Consider the following 17,525-nt stretch of genomic DNA (forward strand, 5'->3'; position numbering starts at 1 on the left):
ACAAACAGCCCCTGTCCATATAGGGAACAGGGGCAATAGGTATTACAGCGGATGAGTTTGCGCTTCAACTGCCGCCAGAGCGACCATATTAACGATCCGGCGTACAGAAGAAATTGGCGTCAAAATATGTACCGGTTTAGAAACTCCCATCAGAACTGGGCCAACAGTAACGCCTTCAGAACTGGTGACACGCAGCAAGTTATAACTGATACGAGCAGACTCCATATTCGGCATAATTAACAGATTGGCAGCCCCTTTCAATGGACTATCTGGCATGATGTCACGACGAATACTTTCAACCAATGCAGCATCACCATGCATTTCACCATCAATTTCAAGTGAAGGTGACATCTTATTCACCAACTCCAGTGTCTGGCGCATTTTCCGTGCTGAAAGGCAATCAGTGGAACCAAAACTTGAATGAGAAAGTAGCGCAACTTTTGGTTCAATACCGAAACGGCGGATAGTTTCTGCCGCCATCAGGGTAATTTCTGCCAATTGTTCAGGCGTTGGATCATTATTGACATAAGTATCCGCAATAAAAGTATTACCGCTTGGCAACATCAGTGCATTCATTGCACCAGCAGTATGAACCCCATCACGGAAACCAAATACATTTCTCACAACATCGTAATGTTCACTGTAACTGCCAACGGTACCACAAATCAGACCATCAGCTTCCCCACGCAGTACCATAATCGCCCCAATCAGAGTTGGATTACCGATAACTGCCCGACGAGCTTGCTCCGCAGAAACACCTCGACGTTTCATAATGTGATGATATTCCTGCCAGTATTTTTTGAAGCGCGGATCATTCTCATTATTAACGACTTCAAAATCTTTACCCGCTTCAATATGCAATCCCAGTTTCTGGATACGCATTTCGATAACACTAGGGCGACCAATGAGAATCGGGTAAGCCAGCCCAAGAGAGATCAGCTCCTGAGTCGCATGTAATACACGTACTTCTTCCCCTTCGGCCAAAACGATACGCTTTTTCGCTTTCTTAGCCTGAGAAAAAATAGGTTTCATAAACAAGTTTGTTTTATAGACAAACTCATTCAGTTTCTCGATATACGCGCCAAAGTCTTTAATCGGACGGGTTGCTACGCCGGAATCCATTGCTGCTTTGGCAACTGCCGGGGCAATTTTCACGATCAAGCGTGGATCAAATGGCTTAGGAATAATATATTCTGGACCAAAAAACAGATCTTGATCATTATAAGCGGAAGCCACTTCTTCACTCTGTTCTGCCAGCGCTAAATCAGCAATCGCATGAACACAAGCAAGCTTCATCTCCTCGTTAATGGTTGTTGCGCCAACATCCAGCGCACCACGGAAAATAAACGGGAAACAGAGCACATTATTAACCTGATTCGGGTAATCAGAACGGCCGGTACAAATGATTGCATCAGGACGAACTTGTTTTGCCAATGGCGGCAAAATTTCTGGTTCAGGGTTTGCCAATGCCATGATGAGTGGATCTTTAGCCATCGTTTTCACCATGTCTTGCGTCAACACGCCAGGGCCGGAACATCCGAGGAAAATATCCGCACCAGGAATAACATCACTTAATGTGCGACTGCCATTGTCTTCAATCGCATAGGCCGCTTTAGTCTCCTCCATATTTTTATCGCGACCACGATAAATCACCCCTTTAGAGTCGCATACCACAATATTTTTGCGTTGCAACCCAAGCGCAACCAGCAAGTTCATACAAGCAATTGAGGCAGCACCGGCACCAGAAACGACTAAGCGAACCGCTGAAATCTCTTTTTTCATAATCCGCAAGCCATTCAAAACAGCAGCAGTGCAAATTATCGCTGTGCCATGCTGGTCATCATGGAATACCGGAATGTTCATTTTTTCCCGCAGTTTTTTCTCAATATAGAAACACTCCGGTGCTTTAATATCTTCGAGGTTAATTCCCCCAAACGTCGGCTCCAGTGCCGCAATGATATCAATCAATTTATCAGGATCAGACTCATCGACTTCAATATCAAATACATCAATACCTGAGAATTTTTTAAACAGTACACCTTTTCCTTCCATCACTGGCTTACCTGCCAATGCACCAATATTCCCCAATCCTAAGACCGCACTACCATTAGATATCACTGCCACAAGATTGCCACGTGCAGTATATTTGTAAGCCGCTAATGGATCTTCTGCAATTTCCAGGCAAGGCGCAGCAACACCTGGTGAATAAGCTAAGGCCAAATCTCGCTGAGTTGTCAGAGGTTTAGTTGGAGTAATTGTGATTTTCCCTGGTTGTGGAAACTGGTGAAAATCCAATGCACTCTGTTTTAATTTTTCATCCATCGTCGGATCCTTTATATACAATCTGGAGTAAGAGCAGGAGCAGTATAATAGGTACTGTGTGTCAAATCATAACATTGACAGCACCTTATCAATAAAAGTAGCACTTTTTTGCTCATAAAAAATACTACCCAATCTATTCACTAATGCCCCTACTTTATACAGGAAAATAAAGACAGAAACATTATCATTCATATAATATCATTAATGTTATAGTAACTATAATAATTATCACCAAAAAAAACTCTCAACATAAATTCAATTAAAATAAATTTTATAAAAGGAAACAAATTTAATAATCATAAATTTAATATATTGATTTTTAACATTATTTTAAGAATGAAAGTTATGTATTTTTTGTGAAAATTACTCATCTTCTTTTTTTACTTATCAAACTAATTTGCGCTATTTATATTTTTATATCAGGATGTGCTTTCTGGACTTACAGAGCTATCAATTCTGTAAATCAATCGGTTTTGATAAAATTTTTTCATAGCAATTTAATTTATGGCAGACCCATTCATTACTGCCTTTTAATCAAATTCAAAGTCTGCATTTCGTGGCTTTACTTATTAAGGGAGAAGGAAGATGTATAACCATTCAGTGATGATAGTTGATGACCACCCTCTCATTCGCCATGGCTTGAAACAGATTGTAGAGCTCGATCGGGCACTTACCGTGACAGCGGAAGCTGACAATGGTGAAGAAGCAATAAATATTGCATGCAAGCTGAAACCTGATGTCATTATGATAGATCTCAATATGAATGGTCTTTCAGGCGTGGATACAATTAAATCTATCCGTAGAAAAGGGATCAATTCCTATGTACTGGTATTATCCGTTTCAGATGATCGAAATGATGTTTACGCAGCTATTGACGCCGGAGCCAATGGCTACTTACTTAAAGACAGCGACTTAGATTCGTTATTAAGCAGTATTCGCCACGCTGCTCGTGGACAAACTGTATTTAGCGAAAAAATATACCAACATCTCGCTAACCGTCATAAACATGTTGATCCTTTATCTGAATTGACCAAACGTGAGTTAGATGTATTAAAAGAAGTTTCCAGTGGCATGACTAATAAGGAAGTTGCTGATGTCCTATTTATTTCTGAAGAGACCGTGAAGGTACACATCAGAAACTTGTTAAAAAAACTGAATGTACGTTCCCGCCTGGCTGCAACAATCATGTATTTGCAACATAGGAAAAATGGAGTAGCCTAATACTTCTCCCGAGCCGTTCCTTGAGCTTATTACCGAGGATCGGCTCTTATCGTTGTTATGTAGTAAATGTTATGTAGCAAATGCCCCCTATGAAACCAGCTAATAAAATTGAGTCTCCTGCTTTGATATCTCCGGTAATAAAAATCAGGATATCATCTGGATAAAACTAGCATTTTCCAGCATTATGTTTAGGTATTTAAATTTTCTTTAAGGATCTGTTAAATGATGTTGGATAAATCTTCTCAACCCGCTTTTACTCTCTATGGGATTAAGAATTGTGACACGATAAAAAAAGCCCGTCGTTGGCTGGAAGAGCAGGAAATTACTTACCTGTTTCATGATTATCGTGTTGATGGATTAAATGCAGCACTTTTGCAGTCATTTATTGACAAACTCGGTTGGGAATCATTGATTAACACTCGCGGTACAACTTGGCGTAAACTGACCGATCAACAACGAGCGACAATTAATAATGCTGACGCGGCAAAGGCGTTGATGTTGGAACAACCCGCTATTATCAAACGTCCACTATTAATTTCTGTAAAAGGTGATTGCCTATTAGGTTATAAAGTGGATGAATATCAGCAATTTTTTGCTGAGGCACTCTGAAATGACTTGTCCTGTAATTGAACTCGCACAACAACTCATCAAGCAACCCTCTGTCAGCCCGGATGATAAAGGTTGCCAAGATATTATGATCGCCCACTTGCAAGCCATTGGCTTTACCGTTGAACGGATGCCCTTTGGCGATACAAACAATTTTTGGGCTTATCGCGGCACAGGCCCGACGTTAGCTTTTGCCGGACACACTGATGTCGTCCCGGCGGGCGATGAATCTCAGTGGGAATATCCCCCATTTGAGCCAACTATCCGTAATGGCATGTTATATGGCCGGGGAGCGGCAGATATGAAAGGCTCGTTAGCGGCCATGATTGTCGCTGCTGAACGTTTCGTTACCGCCCATCCCAACCATAATGGTCGTCTGGCCTTTCTTATTACTTCAGACGAAGAAGCGAAAGCCACTCACGGCACCGTCAAAGTGGTTGAAGCTCTGATGTCCCGCAATGAACGATTGGATTATTGCCTGATCGGTGAGCCTTCTAGCCAGTATCGCCTTGGCGATATGGTGAAAAATGGTCGTCGCGGTTCCCTTACTGCGAATCTCACTGTCCACGGTATTCAAGGCCATGTTGCCTATCCACATTTAGCTGATAACCCAATCCACCGTATCCTTCCTGCTTTACAGACACTGGTCAATACACACTGGGATGAAGGAAATGAATTTTTCCCGGCAACCAGTATGCAAATTGCCAATATCCACGCGGGAACAGGCAGTCATAATGTGATCCCTGGGAATGTGCAAGTTCAATTCAATTTCCGTTTCAGTACAGAACTGACTGACAGCCAAATCCGTGAACAGGTTGAAACTATCCTCAAAAATCATAAGCTCAATTACACGATTGAGTGGATACTGGCAGGTCAGCCTTTCCTGACCGCCAAAGGTGAGTTAGTCAATGCTGTCATACAGGCAATAGACCAGTATTGTGGCTATCAGCCTGAATTATCTACCAGTGGTGGCACATCCGATGGCCGATTTATTGCTCAGATGGGCGCTCAAGTTGTCGAACTGGGGCCACTAAACTCAACAATTCATAAAGTTAATGAGTCCGTTAGCGCCGCCGATCTGCAACAACTCAGCCGGATTTATCAACGCGTTATGGAGCAGCTAATCCAGTGATCACAGCAAATATGTTAACCGGTCTGGCTACTGGTCACTTGACTTCTCTCTCTAGCAATCACCGGTTACAGCCAGAAGCCGCCAATGCTTTTCTTGCCATGCAACAAGCCGCTGAAAAGACCGGAATTAATCTGCAACCGGCCAGCACATTCCGTGATTTTCAACGTCAACAAGCTATCTGGAATGGAAAATTCCGTGGTGAACGCCCTGTGTTGGATGAAAACAGCCAACCCATAGATATCACCCAGTTATCAGAAGGAGAACGCTGTAAGGCAATTCTTCGTTGGTCTGCCCTGCCCGGTGGTAGTCGTCATCACTGGGGAACAGATCTGGATATTTATGATCCAACGATGCTACCGGATAACCAGAAGTTATTACTCGAACCTTGGGAATATGAAAATGGCGGTTATTTCGAACCATTAACTCATTGGTTAACCGAAAATATGGCCCATTTCGGTTTTTACCGGCCTTTTGTCGGTCACAATAGCGGCATCGCTTATGAACCGTGGCATATCAGCTACCAACCATTAGCCAAACCATTGGAAAAATTGCTGACTCAACAAATGTTACTGGATGTATGGCAACAGCATGACATCGCAGGCATTGACTGGTTATCTGCTAACTTAGCTTATATATTTGAAAATTACCTCCATGTTGCGCAGGAGACAACCTAATGCAATGGTTAGCTGATTACTGGTGGGTTATTTTGATTTTGTTGGTTGGCATTGTTCTCAATGCCATTAAAGAGTTACGCCGCCTGGATGTGAAAAAATTTCTGGACAATAAACCGGAGCTGCCTCCTCATCGGGATCTTAATAGCAAGTGGGATGATGAAGATGATTGGCCACAGAAAAAGCCGTAGTCCACTCTTGCCAAGATCTGGCAAGTTTCTCATCGAGACTTGATAATGCCTGTGCGGTTTCTTGCCGCCAGAGTTGCATTAATGCTTTATAGCCACTCAACTTCAATGCGGTGACACATTGCTCAACACTCATTTCCTGCTGGAGATGATTTCTCAGCGCAATCAACGGCAAATCGCTGTTCAGCAACAATCGTTGCAAGGCGGGTAATGAAGCGGAAAGTGGTCGGTAAGCAAATGCAAAACCTGACAGCTCCTGCCAATCATACTGATTGAGATGATGGTCAGTCTGGTAATCAACAGGCAAGCTAAATCCAATCTGGGATTCTAGCCAATGTGCATCACGCGCAAGCTGTTGCTGAGCTTGAATCCCCAGAACAACCCCCTGTTCACTCAGAGGAAAAATAGCCATTGCCGTATAACAACCGCTGCTGGCTTCCAGATGAGTTCCCATTCGCACTAATTGGAAACCACATTTCTGCCACAATGCCCAGAGTTCCGAGGTATAACCAAAGCTAACAGAAATAAAATCCACGCCTTGTTTTTCTGCCCTTTCCCGCTGATACGCGATCATTCCCTGAGCAATACCTTGCCTGCGATGATTAGCCTGTACCGCAACCCGGCTGATCCGTTGAGATTTCAAAACCGCAGCCTGTGGCAAACCGCTATGGGCAGCTAACGATTGAGCAACCAAATTTCCTCTTGGACGACGCCTGCCTGCCCATATTTCATGGGCTAACTCAAGCGACAACCCACCTTCTTCAACCATCCATAAAGCCCCCATCAAGGCATTATCTCCAAAAGCAGCAACAAATTGCATCCCTTTGGCATCAAGCAAACGCCGTAAATCCAAAGGTGAAGTTTTGTAGTGAGCACTGGTTAATATGCCGTAAAACTGCCTCAGTAATTCAGGTTGTTTAATCCATTGCTGCTGATGATAGACGTGATAACTGATCGCCTGATCAGAATTATTGACAGGAATTGCATCCTCAAATAGTAAAGCGCTTTCCAACCAGTTTTCCAGCGGATCATTTTCCGCCCAACGCACAGGGGCCGTCAGGTTCAGGATATGGCTATCAGGGAGTCCAACGCAAAATTTAAGCAAAAATCCGCGCCCGGTACCTTCATATCCCTGTACCGTTGTGGTCAACAATATTCGGGGAAAATAGCTGATTAACTCAGATAATTGCGGCATTGGAATAGCAGCGGCTTCATCGATAAGCAACCAATCAATATCTGACACGCTATTTTGTCTACAATATTTGAGTAAATTATCTACGGCCCAGAATTTTCCCTCTTCCCCTGCATAGCACCTGATAACTTCTGTTGTCGCCTTCGCTGGAGCAGTTAACCAGCAATTTCCTTGCCATTGCTGCATTAACATACCTGCAAGTGTCGATTTACCTCGCCCTCTTGGCGCAGTAATAACCCATACCCCCCGATTTGCCCGCAAAAGTCGAACCAAAATGGCATGTTGGCTGGCAGTTGGGTTGCCATCAGGCAGTTGCCACGCGCTGTACTGTGGAAATTCAGGGATGCATAAGGGATCATTTTGCCGCCATAGCAAAACTTGAGGATCGCTAATAATTTGCTGCTGAATATGCTGAACAAAATGCGGCGTTGGAATCGCATCTAACTGCTCGTTCCAACGTGCGCTATCCTTATCTGGTTGATAATGCCATTGGTACCAAGTTGGAACCATCATCACCAACCAACTTCCGGCTTTCAATGTGCCTGCCAATATCGCCAGTGCTTCTGCATTAAAACCTTCGGTAGCATCAAATATTCCGTGCAGATATTCCTGACCTAATAAACTGACCGCTTTTTCTGGCAACACCGCGTTCTGTTTACGATAAGAGATCCATAACCAATCACCGGTAAATTTCCGCTGTAACTCATTAGCCTGCAAATAGCACCAATGATAATCTCCACTCAACACCAGCAAACGACGTAACCCTTGCTGCTGCATTTCCGTCTGTATCACACTCAGTTGTTCTGGCAACATAACGGCTATGATTTACCAATCAACAATGACAAAATTCCCGCAGCAATCAGCGGCCCCACAGGAACACCTTTAAACAAGGCAACACCCAATACCGTCCCCACCAGCAAACCAGCAACTGTTGATGGCTGATTAGACATGAGTGAAACACCCCGGCTACCCAACCATGACACTAATACACCTATCACTATCGCGAGTAGCGATTTCCAATTCATAAACGAATTGAGGACAGCTTGTACCGTAATTTTTCCACTGGCGATAGGAGCCATTACTCCCACAGTTAAAATAAGTACGCCGATAGTCAACCCATATTTTTCCACCCACGGGAAAAAATGATTCAGCGGCGTTATTCGGATAACCAACAAAAGCAACATTGCGAGAGTGACAGTCATGTTGTGGCTGATGATACCCAGTGCTGCCAATGCTAGCAGCACCAGTAAAGTAGGATCGAGATGACTCATAGATTTCAATACCCTACAATAACCTAATCCTATTTAGGCGAGGGCAATTTTTCCTTACGTTACAAAAATGACAGGTATTTTCGTATTAATTCAAACAATTAACAAGCTAACGTCGCACCACCATCAACCACAATATCTTGTAGCGTTATATGGCTTGCCAAATCAGAAGACAAGAACAGTACGGTATGTGAAATTTCATTAACACTGGCAATCTTACCTAGGGGAATACCCAATTTATATTGCTCAGGATACCCGTTAATCGTATTTTTTTCATCATCATCGGTTTTCCACATAGAACGCTGCATAAGTGTATCCGTCGAACCAGGCGATACAACATTACAACGAACACCAAACGGCGCGAGCTCTAACCCAACACAATGCGTTAAACTTGTCAGTGCTGATTTTGACGCACAATAAGCCGCCATTCGCATACGTGGAACACGTGCCGCATTAGAGCTGATGCTGATAATAGTGCCACTGCGCTGACGTTTAAAATGGGGAATCACTGTACGAAATAGATAAAAAGCCCCAGAAACATTAACATTAATACAACGATGCCAGTCACTAATATTTAGCTCATCAATATTTCCCAATTGCAATATACCGGCAGCATTAACCAAAATATCTAATTTGGCAGAGATAGACAGTTGTTGAGAACAAATCATTTCGACCTTTTCTGGATCACTGATATCGAGTTGTATACATTTATAAGGCAAATTATCTTGCTCAAATACGCGATCGAAACCTATTACATTAGCGCCAAGCGCAGCAAAATCACGGGCAATTTGTTCACCAATGCCACGTGCCGCCCCAGTTACCCAGACGGTTTTATGGCTAAAATCCATTTGTAAATTTTGTTTATTTTTCATTTTATTTCTCATTTAATAATGATTTATTATGTACTTTTTATAAATTCGATTTATCGAAATTTACTGATGAAATTATTTCTTTAGTACTCATAACCACCCCTGATTTTTCAGCGACATATTTTAAAGCCATAAGGTGATCTTCAAGCGTAAAATCCGCTATCGCATCACCCACTAAAAAAGGTTTTATATCTCTCATGAATGCGTCAACTGCGGTAATCATGCAACCAATATGTCCATACACACCGCAAATAATTAATTGATCTCGTCCTAAGTCTTTTATATTTTTTTCTAACGAAGAGCGTTGAAAGGCACTATAACGCCACTTAACTATCACAATATCATCGTTATTAGGAGCCAAATCATGGTTGATATTCTGTAAATGGGGTGCTCTATTCAAGCCTGCCCCCCATATATCATTAAGTAATGCGCGCTCTTCATCGCTTTGTACTTTAGGTTGTGCTGTATATATAATAGGAATCTCTTTCTCTTTACAAAATAGTTTCAATAAATGAATATTTTCAATTAATTTATTAACTAAAGGACTATTATTACCAAAAAATTGCAAAAAATAGTCCTGCATGTCATGAATAAGCAAAATTGCCTTACTAGGTTCGAATAACCAGGATACTTTATTATCTGGAAAATCTTTCGGCTGAGGTAGCATATAATTTTTCAATGATGGAATGGTCATTTCAATACCTTCATGTCATTAATTAATTTTCTAATTTATCTCGAATGAGTTTTCTTAATAATTGTTTATTAATTTTTCCAACCGGTGTAACAGGCATAACATCAATCATCTCGAAACGATCAGGCAATTTATATTCAGCGATTCCTAGCCCCCTTAAATATTTCCGCAGTTGCAATGCGTTTATATTGGGATCAGCCGCCACGATAAAAGCACAGCTTTTCTCTCCCATCAAAGGATCAGGCATCGAAACTAAAGCGCTATGGATAACACTTTCATGTTTGAGTAGCAAAGATTCAATCTCTTCCGAAGCAATTTTTTCACCACCGCGATTAATTTGATCTTTCTCACGTCCGACAATACATATATAACCCTCTTTAGTCATATAGGCTAAATCACCAGAATAATAAAAACCCTCGTTATCGAATACCTTCGCATTGTGCTCTGGACTTTTATAATATCCCCGGAATGTATATGGCCCACGGACGATTAACATACCCACCGAACCTGGCGCTTGTATATTGCCGTTATCATCAACGATATGCACCTCATCATCTTCACTCATTGGGTACCCCTGAGTGGTAAATACACGTTCATCATCGTCATTAAGCCGGGTATAACATACCAACCCTTCAGCCATACCAAAAATTTGTTGCAACTTACATGAAAAAAGTTCCGGTATCACTCGCGCCATACTCTCACTTAACTTTGCTCCACTGACTTGTAATAGCCGAAGGCTTTCTAGTGAATATTCGTATTTCTTCATCGTCTGAATCCATAACGCAACAGCCGATGGTACCAGTGAAGTCATGGTTACTTTATGTTCACGTATTAGTGGAAAACAGGTCGTAGGCCCAGGATCTGTTGCTAATATGACACAACCACCCGCGTAAAATACGCCAAGCGACCCCGGAGAACTCAACGGATAATTATGTTGTGCTGGCAAAGCACAAAGATAACGGGTTTGTTGTGTCAACTCACAAATTTCAGCACTGCGTCTAACGCTATAATAGTAATCGTCATGCGTCCTTGGAATTAATTTAGGCGTCCCTGTGCTCCCACCTGAAAGTTGAAAAAAAGCCACTTCATCTGAACGTGTCACCTCAAAATTCAAAGGTAAATTTGTTGACTCTAACCACGGCTTTAATTCATTGGTATATTGTATTTTCCGACCATCAACGACGATATTTCTCAGCCGTGGACAATGTGTTTTTAATTGTTCCAGGAAATCATCATTCTGTAAAAGTGAATGTTCTGACGAAAGTACAATCAAACTTGGATCAATTTGCTGTGCATAAGAAAGTAACTCTAATTTATTATGGCTAAACAATGCATTAATAGGTACTACCCCCATTTTCAGCAACGCAAAGAATGTAATATAAAATTCAGCTATATTTGGCAATTGTACGATAGCAGTATCACCTCTTTTTATTCCCGCTAAAGTTAAATTTGTAGCTAATGCAGAAGATTGTTGATCAAGTTGATGGTAACTAAATTGACGATCACCACAGATAATAGCAATTGATTCAGGTTGTATCTGACATTGCTTATAAAGTATGTCAGTTAAGGGCTTACCAAGCCAATAACCCTTTTCACGATAACGTTCTGCTAATTCAACCGGCCAAGGTGTAAATTCAATAGACATGATTTTATTCCTTATAATAATATTCAATATGTTAGCAATAGTCGATTACTGTTTATCCATATTTACTTTATCCTTAACCAAAAATATTTCTAACTCTATTTTGTGAGCCACTTCTAAATAAACGCATTTCGTAACAAGACATACTTAGTGCAAGCGCTCAAAATACAAATTTAATTAACTAAATATATTGCAAAATAAAATCATACTGCTAATAGTTAGTAACGTATAACCTTTAATCCAACAGGGGTAAATTATGTCATGCTTTCCTCCTGGATATTGGGAACAATATCCGAATACTGCCACCGTGATCACAACATATACTTGCAATGCAGCGTGCAAAGAATGTTGTTTTGAATGTAACCCCTCGGTAAAAGCGCGTTTAAGTCTGGATGAAATTAAGCAATTTATTACACACTCAAAAGCGAATTTTCCAGGGCTAAAACTCGTTGTTTTCAGTGGCGGGGAATGTTTCCTGCTAGGAAAAGATCTGATTGAAGCCATTCGCTTTGCCTCAGATCATGGCTTATTAACTCGTTGCGTAACTAACGGTTATTGGGGGAAAAATAGAGAAAAGGCAAAAAAAATCGCCCAAGATTTAATAAATGCGGGCATCACAGAGATGAACATCAGCACTGGGAAAGATCACAGTGAATGGATTCCCCTTGACAGCGTAGTTGCAGCAGCAGAAGCACTGGCCGAACAAAACATTACAACACTGATTACCGTAGAACAGGATACCGCTGATTCTGCCATTGCAACGCAAATTACACAGAACCCGGTCATTAAGCGCCTGAAAGAACAAAACAAGATTAATTTACAACGAAATACCTGGATGCCGTTCTATGACACCAGCGAAGAACGAAAAGATGTTCCAAACCGGGATCAGCAATTGGCAAAAGGGTGCGATCAGGTCTTTGAAAATATTGTACTGACACCACACGGTGAAATTTCCGCCTGTTGTGGACTGACATTAGAGCATATCCCCGAAATGAAACTTGGCCGTTTGCAAGGAGGCGATGTATCTCAGCTTTTTAAAGGTCAGGAAGAAGACTTTATGAAAGTATGGTTAAGGACAGAAGGACCATACAAGATCCTAAAAAAATATCGCCCGCTGGATAGCAACATTAATCTGGAAAAAATCGTCCACCCCTGCCAAGCCTGTGCTCATTTGCATAAAGACGAAAGAACACGCCGGAATCTGTTAGATAATTATCACAAAGAAATCATTCCTGTGATGAAGAAATTTAATGCTAAAGAAAGGCTAGATCTCATCTACTACTCAGCAGAAAAAAATACCGTTAACTTAACTGAGGAATAAATTGATAAAACGACGTACATTCACTGGCGTAGCGGCGGGAGCAATTGTTGACAATATCATACCGACCGTTAACGCCTGTTCTGATAGTAACCGTCTCTTCGGCGTGCCCCGTTCACTCCTCTCTCCGGGAGAAGTCGAAGAAAATAGGCTTAGGCTATCAATGTCAAACGCCAAACTCCCCATTGAAGTTTGAGAAGAGCTTATTACCTACAACCAATTTTGGGAAACCATAAAACAACAACCCGCTTTGGCATTAGCATATCGAGAATCACTGGAACAAGTGCTGGCTGAATTTGGTATATACCCTATGGATTTCAAGATGCATCGCGACGGCAAGGGAGTGAATCCCCGGGAGCATAGGTAACTATGTGACTAGCTATGCCTTCCGGAGCAGGACTTTCACCTACAAGATAAATGCAGCTTTTCACAGCGTACGGAGCAACGGAACAGTAAACGCCGTTAAATGGTTATTTTAAGTGGTTATTTGATTATAAATTATTGTGTTGCTCATCTTCATTGAATAACCTTAGTCCTCTTTGCTGACAGTTCCTGGAATCTGTGAAGTAATAATCAGAATCAACAACATTTATATTGTTAAAGGGGATGTAATGAAAGGGAATAAACCCGACCAGTTGCGGCGTCTATTGGTCAAAACACCGTTATTAGTGCCGTTATTAACCATGCTGCCCGTATCAGCAAAAGAAAAAATGGTTCAGTCGCTGGCTAGTAGTAATTCGAACTCAGCGACCCTAAGAGCCGGACAAACATTACTGCTGAAAAATGCCGACATGGTTGTAACTATGGATAAAGAGCGCCGGGAAATTAAAAAAGGCTGCGTCTTTATTAAAGGCAATACTATTGTAACAGTTGGAACCGAAAGCGAAGTGCCACAAACAGCGGATAGGGTTATCGATTTGAGAGGCCATATTGTGATCCCGGGCCTGATCAATACCCATCACCATATGTATCAGAGCCTGACCCGCGTGAGCCCAAATGCACAGGATGGTGAATTGTTTAAATGGTTAACCACACTCTATCCCATCTGGGAAAAACTGACACCAGAAATGATGAAGGTAGCCACTAAAACTGCCATGACGGAACTGATGCTCTCTGGCTGTACCACCTCCAGTGACCACCAGTACATTTATCCTAATGGCATCAAACTGGATCACAGCATTGAAGCGGCTCAGGAAATGGGGATGCGTTTCCATGCCTGTCGCGGCAGTATGAATGTTGGGCGTAAGCTGGGGGGATTACCGCCGGATTCGATTATCGAAGATGAAAAAACGATCCTGAAAGATACTCAGCGGATAATCGAGCAATTCCACGATACCAGCCGTGGCGCGATGATCCGAATCGTAGTGGCACCGTGTTCACCATTTTCGGTCAGTGAACAACTGATGCGTGACTCGGCGAAACTGGCCCGCGAGTACGGCGTCTCGTTGCACACTCATCTGGCAGAAAACGTCAGCGACATTGAATACAGCAAAAAAACTTTCAATAAAACGCCGGCTCAGTACGTGGAAGACCTTGAGTGGGTGGGCCGCGATGTCTGGCACGCGCATTGTGTGAAGCTCGACGATTACGGCATAAAGCTATTTGCACGCACTGGTACCGGCGTGGCACATTGCCCGTGCTCAAACATGCGTCTGGGTTCCGGTATAGCGCCGGTACGCCATATGATTGACGCAGGAATGCATGTGGGTCTGGGCGTTGATGGTTCTGCATCAAATGACAGTTCAAACATGATTGCCGAAGTGCGCCAAGCACTACTGCTGCAACGTGTGGGCTTTGGCCCAGAGGCTTTGACCGCTCGTGAAGCATTGGAAATCGCAACCCTCGGAGGGGCGAAAAATCTCAACCGCGATGACATTGGTGCATTGGTACCGGGCATGATGGCGGATATTGCCGTGTTCAGTCTTGACGGTATTGGTCTCGCCGGTGCACAGCACGATCCTGTGTCGGCACTGGTGTTCTGTAATCCGGGAAAAGTTGCTTACAACATCATTAACGGTCGTGTGGTGGTGGAAGATGGCAAAGTCACTACAGTGGATGTGCCGATAATTATCGAACAGCACAATCGACTGGCTCACCAACTGTTTGCTTCCTGAAAAAAAGCCCACGTTTAAGCCGTGGGCATTTTCTATGTTGAACGGCTCAGTGGAAAGAAGTTGTAATTGGTTATTTTAAATAGCCAAGAAATGGTAGATACACTGGTCAAAGAAACAATCCAGAGAGAAATCACTGCGTGTCTGTTTGCCGCCCAAAAATGTGGTTATATTCATCTACCAACGACCCGTGAAGAGCGCAAAGAAATCATGCAGCTTCTGACTAAACTGTCTTTAGAAACGATGCCAGCATGAAAAATACAACAGGATCGAATCCATATTTTAACGTTATTACTAACAAATACCGCCCAAATAACCCTTTTTCGGTTAACAAATTTTTATTAAATGAGGTGGTAATCAAGGAAAGGATTTATTCTTCTTTAGGAATATTTTTACTTACTATTTTGTGATCGGTCTCTAAATAAGTACCTTTTATCGCAAAATATATTTAGTCTAAACGCTCAAAATATAAATTTAATCAACTAAGCTATTGCAAAATGTCACCATCCAGCTAATAGTTAGTATCATCTAGCCTTTAATCTCGCGGAGGATAAATTATTCCATGTTTTTCCATTGAGTATCAAGAATGATACCCAAATCCTGTTATGGTCATCATAATATATATCTATAATGAATATCTCAGGTAAGAAATATCAGTTAAATAATTATTTTACGAAATTATCTCAGTAATGAAGAAACTGAATAAGAAAAGGTTACATTTTATCTTATATAACGCTCAATAAAAAAAGAATTCCGTTAACTTATAAAGGAACGAATTATGAAAAGACGTACATTTATTGGCGTGGCTGCCGGCGCAGCTATTGGCAGTGTTATACCCACCGTTAACGCTCGTACTGATAGTAACCGTCTCTTTGGCGTGCCACGTTCATTACTCTCTCCAGGAGAGGTTGAAGAAAATAAGCTAAGGCTGTCAATGTCAAACGCCAAACTTCCGGTTGAAGTTTGGGAAGAGATCATCACCTATAACCGATTCTGGGAAACGCTACAACAGCAGCCCAATCTAGCATTAGAATACCGAGAGTCGCCGGAAAAAGTGTTAGCTGAATTTGGTATAGACAAAGATATCGTTAGCCCCGGCTCCGCAGAGGAATTACTGCTATTTATCACTTATGATAAAGACTTGATGAATGCAGTAAAAACCAACGACTATGAAGCGCTCTTTTCCCACCTAAAAACCTATGGACTAAACGAAAGGGGCTCAAGTCTGAGAAGCCGAATCAATCACCATCTCAATCAAGATGCCAGCCTGTTCGCGCATTTTAAAGAAAACATCGAATCCTATCAGCTCCAAGATACAGACAGTCCTCCTCTTATCCGGCTGAAGGAAATTCTGGAACCCTTAAACCATGAAGATGACACCAGTATTGAGATTGCTCGTCTTGCGGTAGGGGCCAATGTAGTCGCTGCGGTCAACGTGGCTGTCGGCACCCGAGTTGTCGCGGCAGTGAATGCGGCGGCGGCGGTTAACGTAGTCGCTTACTTAAGTCTGGCGGTACAAACAGCGGTTACTGTATGTATGGCAAATTATTTACCCAAAATTGATCATAGTGACCTTTCAACCGGCACGGCTTCTCTTCATCTTGCCAGACTCTATAACAACCAAGAAATGGTCGATACACTGGTTAAAGAAGCTGTCAGAAGGGAAATCACCGCTTGCCTGTTTGCGGCGCAAAAGTGTGGTTATATCAATCTGCCCGCAACACGTGAAGAACGCAAAGAAGTGATTCATCTCTTTACTGAATTATCTTTAGGAATGGCAGCAGCATGAATAATATCGTGGGATTAAATCCAGACTTCAAAGTCATATTAATGAATGTCGCTATGCTCGTCCTGATCGCTCTAGTTTTTCTGCCTGTACCATACTGGCTCAGTAACAGTAATCCCAATAAGCTGGCAGCAAGTATTGCGACGACTCTCTTTGTCATCATTGCCTTATTTGTAGGCTATCAACTGTTATCAAATAAAGCCGAGATCAAGGAGGAAAAATTGTTGATGAAGTCCGGGGTATATTCACACGAATGGATTATTGCCTCATTACGCCGGGAAGAAGGTGTTTCCCTGGAAGATTTTAGCCGAAGCAATGGTATACATATTATCCATTATTCGTCTGGGTACTATCACAAGGGAAAAAATAAATATTTCATTCTACGTGTAAGCAAACGCCCTCTGATTTGCTTTAACTCAGAAGGTAATATTGGATTATGCATAGATGAATCTGTTTTTGAAAAAATAAAGGGCGAGTTGCAAGGTAAAATATAGTATGGAGCCGCAAG

16 protein-coding genes and 1 pseudogene are annotated in these 17,525 nt (G+C 42.2%); 11 read left to right on the forward strand and 6 right to left on the reverse strand.

The features are described 5' to 3' along the window. Positions 1-42: 42 nt before the first annotated feature. Positions 43-2,322, reverse strand: a complete 2,280-nt coding sequence (maeB, locus tag EAE91_RS09270; RefSeq protein WP_214088242.1) for an NADP-dependent oxaloacetate-decarboxylating malate dehydrogenase — start codon at positions 2,320-2,322, stop codon at positions 43-45. Positions 2,323-2,907: 585 nt separating this feature from the next. On the opposite strand from maeB, the gene EAE91_RS09275 reads away from it, so the two are divergent. The 5 genes from EAE91_RS09275 (at position 2,908) to EAE91_RS09295 (ending at position 6,143) form a co-directional block, all read left to right on the forward strand. Continuing rightward, on the forward strand, positions 2,908-3,543 hold the full coding sequence (locus EAE91_RS09275) for a response regulator (protein ID WP_011146941.1): 636 nt from the start codon (positions 2,908-2,910) through the stop codon (positions 3,541-3,543). Between the two features lie 225 nt (positions 3,544-3,768). Then, entirely contained in the window at positions 3,769-4,152 is a 384-nt protein-coding gene (locus tag EAE91_RS09280; RefSeq protein ID WP_214088324.1) for an ArsC family reductase, read from the forward strand. A gap of 1 nt (position 4,153) precedes the next feature. Then, positions 4,154-5,281, forward strand: coding sequence for a succinyl-diaminopimelate desuccinylase (gene dapE / locus EAE91_RS09285; protein WP_214088243.1), 1,128 nt, complete (start codon positions 4,154-4,156; stop codon positions 5,279-5,281). Beyond that, positions 5,278-5,955: a M15 family metallopeptidase gene (locus tag EAE91_RS09290; RefSeq protein WP_214088244.1), complete on the forward strand. Its 678-nt coding sequence runs from the start codon at positions 5,278-5,280 to the stop codon at positions 5,953-5,955. Before dapE ends, EAE91_RS09290 begins: the two co-directional genes overlap by 4 nt. Then, positions 5,955-6,143, forward strand: a complete 189-nt coding sequence (locus EAE91_RS09295; protein WP_214088245.1) for a YpfN family protein — start codon at positions 5,955-5,957, stop codon at positions 6,141-6,143. The genes EAE91_RS09290 and EAE91_RS09295 overlap by 1 nt, the downstream gene beginning before the upstream one ends. On the opposite strand, the gene EAE91_RS09300 is transcribed toward EAE91_RS09295, so the two are convergent. The 5 genes and pseudogenes from EAE91_RS09300 to EAE91_RS09320 all read right to left on the reverse strand — a co-directional run bounded on the left by EAE91_RS09300 (position 6,094) and on the right by EAE91_RS09320 (position 11,805). Further along, entirely contained in the window at positions 6,094-8,145 is a 2,052-nt protein-coding gene (locus tag EAE91_RS09300; protein ID WP_214088246.1) for a tRNA(Met) cytidine acetyltransferase TmcA, read from the reverse strand. The genes EAE91_RS09295 and EAE91_RS09300 overlap by 50 nt on opposite strands. Before the next feature lie 5 nt (positions 8,146-8,150). Continuing rightward, positions 8,151-8,603: a DUF441 domain-containing protein gene (locus EAE91_RS09305; RefSeq protein ID WP_214088247.1), complete on the reverse strand. Its 453-nt coding sequence runs from the start codon at positions 8,601-8,603 to the stop codon at positions 8,151-8,153. Between the two features lie 98 nt (positions 8,604-8,701). Next, the gene (gene dhbA / locus EAE91_RS09310; RefSeq protein ID WP_214088248.1) at positions 8,702-9,472 is read right to left on the reverse strand and encodes a 2,3-dihydro-2,3-dihydroxybenzoate dehydrogenase; all 771 of its coding nucleotides are present in this window, start codon (positions 9,470-9,472) and stop codon (positions 8,702-8,704) included. Between the two features lie 70 nt (positions 9,473-9,542). Then, positions 9,543-10,163, reverse strand: a pseudogene (locus tag EAE91_RS09315) (isochorismatase family protein); the annotation flags it as partial. Positions 10,164-10,185: 22 nt separating this feature from the next. After that, entirely contained in the window at positions 10,186-11,805 is a 1,620-nt protein-coding gene (locus EAE91_RS09320; RefSeq protein WP_214088250.1) for a (2,3-dihydroxybenzoyl)adenylate synthase, read from the reverse strand. 253 nt (positions 11,806-12,058) lie between these two features. On the opposite strand from EAE91_RS09320, the gene EAE91_RS09325 reads away from it, so the two are divergent. From EAE91_RS09325 to EAE91_RS09350, 6 genes are all read left to right on the forward strand, one after another. After that, the gene (locus EAE91_RS09325; protein WP_214088251.1) at positions 12,059-13,123 is read left to right on the forward strand and encodes a radical SAM protein; all 1,065 of its coding nucleotides are present in this window, start codon (positions 12,059-12,061) and stop codon (positions 13,121-13,123) included. A gap of 1 nt (position 13,124) precedes the next feature. Continuing rightward, complete coding sequence (locus EAE91_RS24165; RefSeq protein ID WP_244868755.1) at positions 13,125-13,316, forward strand: hypothetical protein; 192 nt, start codon at positions 13,125-13,127, stop codon at positions 13,314-13,316. A 514-nt stretch (positions 13,317-13,830) separates the two neighbouring features. Next, entirely contained in the window at positions 13,831-15,234 is a 1,404-nt protein-coding gene (locus EAE91_RS09335; RefSeq protein ID WP_214088325.1) for an 8-oxoguanine deaminase, read from the forward strand. Between the two features lie 90 nt (positions 15,235-15,324). Beyond that, a complete protein-coding gene (locus EAE91_RS09340) occupies positions 15,325-15,486 on the forward strand; it encodes a hypothetical protein (protein WP_214088330.1) in 162 nt (53 codons plus the stop codon). Between the two features lie 523 nt (positions 15,487-16,009). Continuing rightward, on the forward strand, positions 16,010-17,020 hold the full coding sequence (locus EAE91_RS09345; RefSeq protein WP_214088252.1) for a hypothetical protein: 1,011 nt from the start codon (positions 16,010-16,012) through the stop codon (positions 17,018-17,020). Further along, on the forward strand, positions 17,017-17,511 hold the full coding sequence (locus EAE91_RS09350; protein WP_214088253.1) for a hypothetical protein: 495 nt from the start codon (positions 17,017-17,019) through the stop codon (positions 17,509-17,511). The genes EAE91_RS09345 and EAE91_RS09350 overlap by 4 nt, the downstream gene beginning before the upstream one ends. Positions 17,512-17,525: the final 14 nt, after the last annotated feature.

Source organism: Photorhabdus noenieputensis (assembly GCF_018448935.1).
GTDB classification, from domain to species: domain Bacteria; phylum Pseudomonadota; class Gammaproteobacteria; order Enterobacterales; family Enterobacteriaceae; genus Photorhabdus; species Photorhabdus noenieputensis.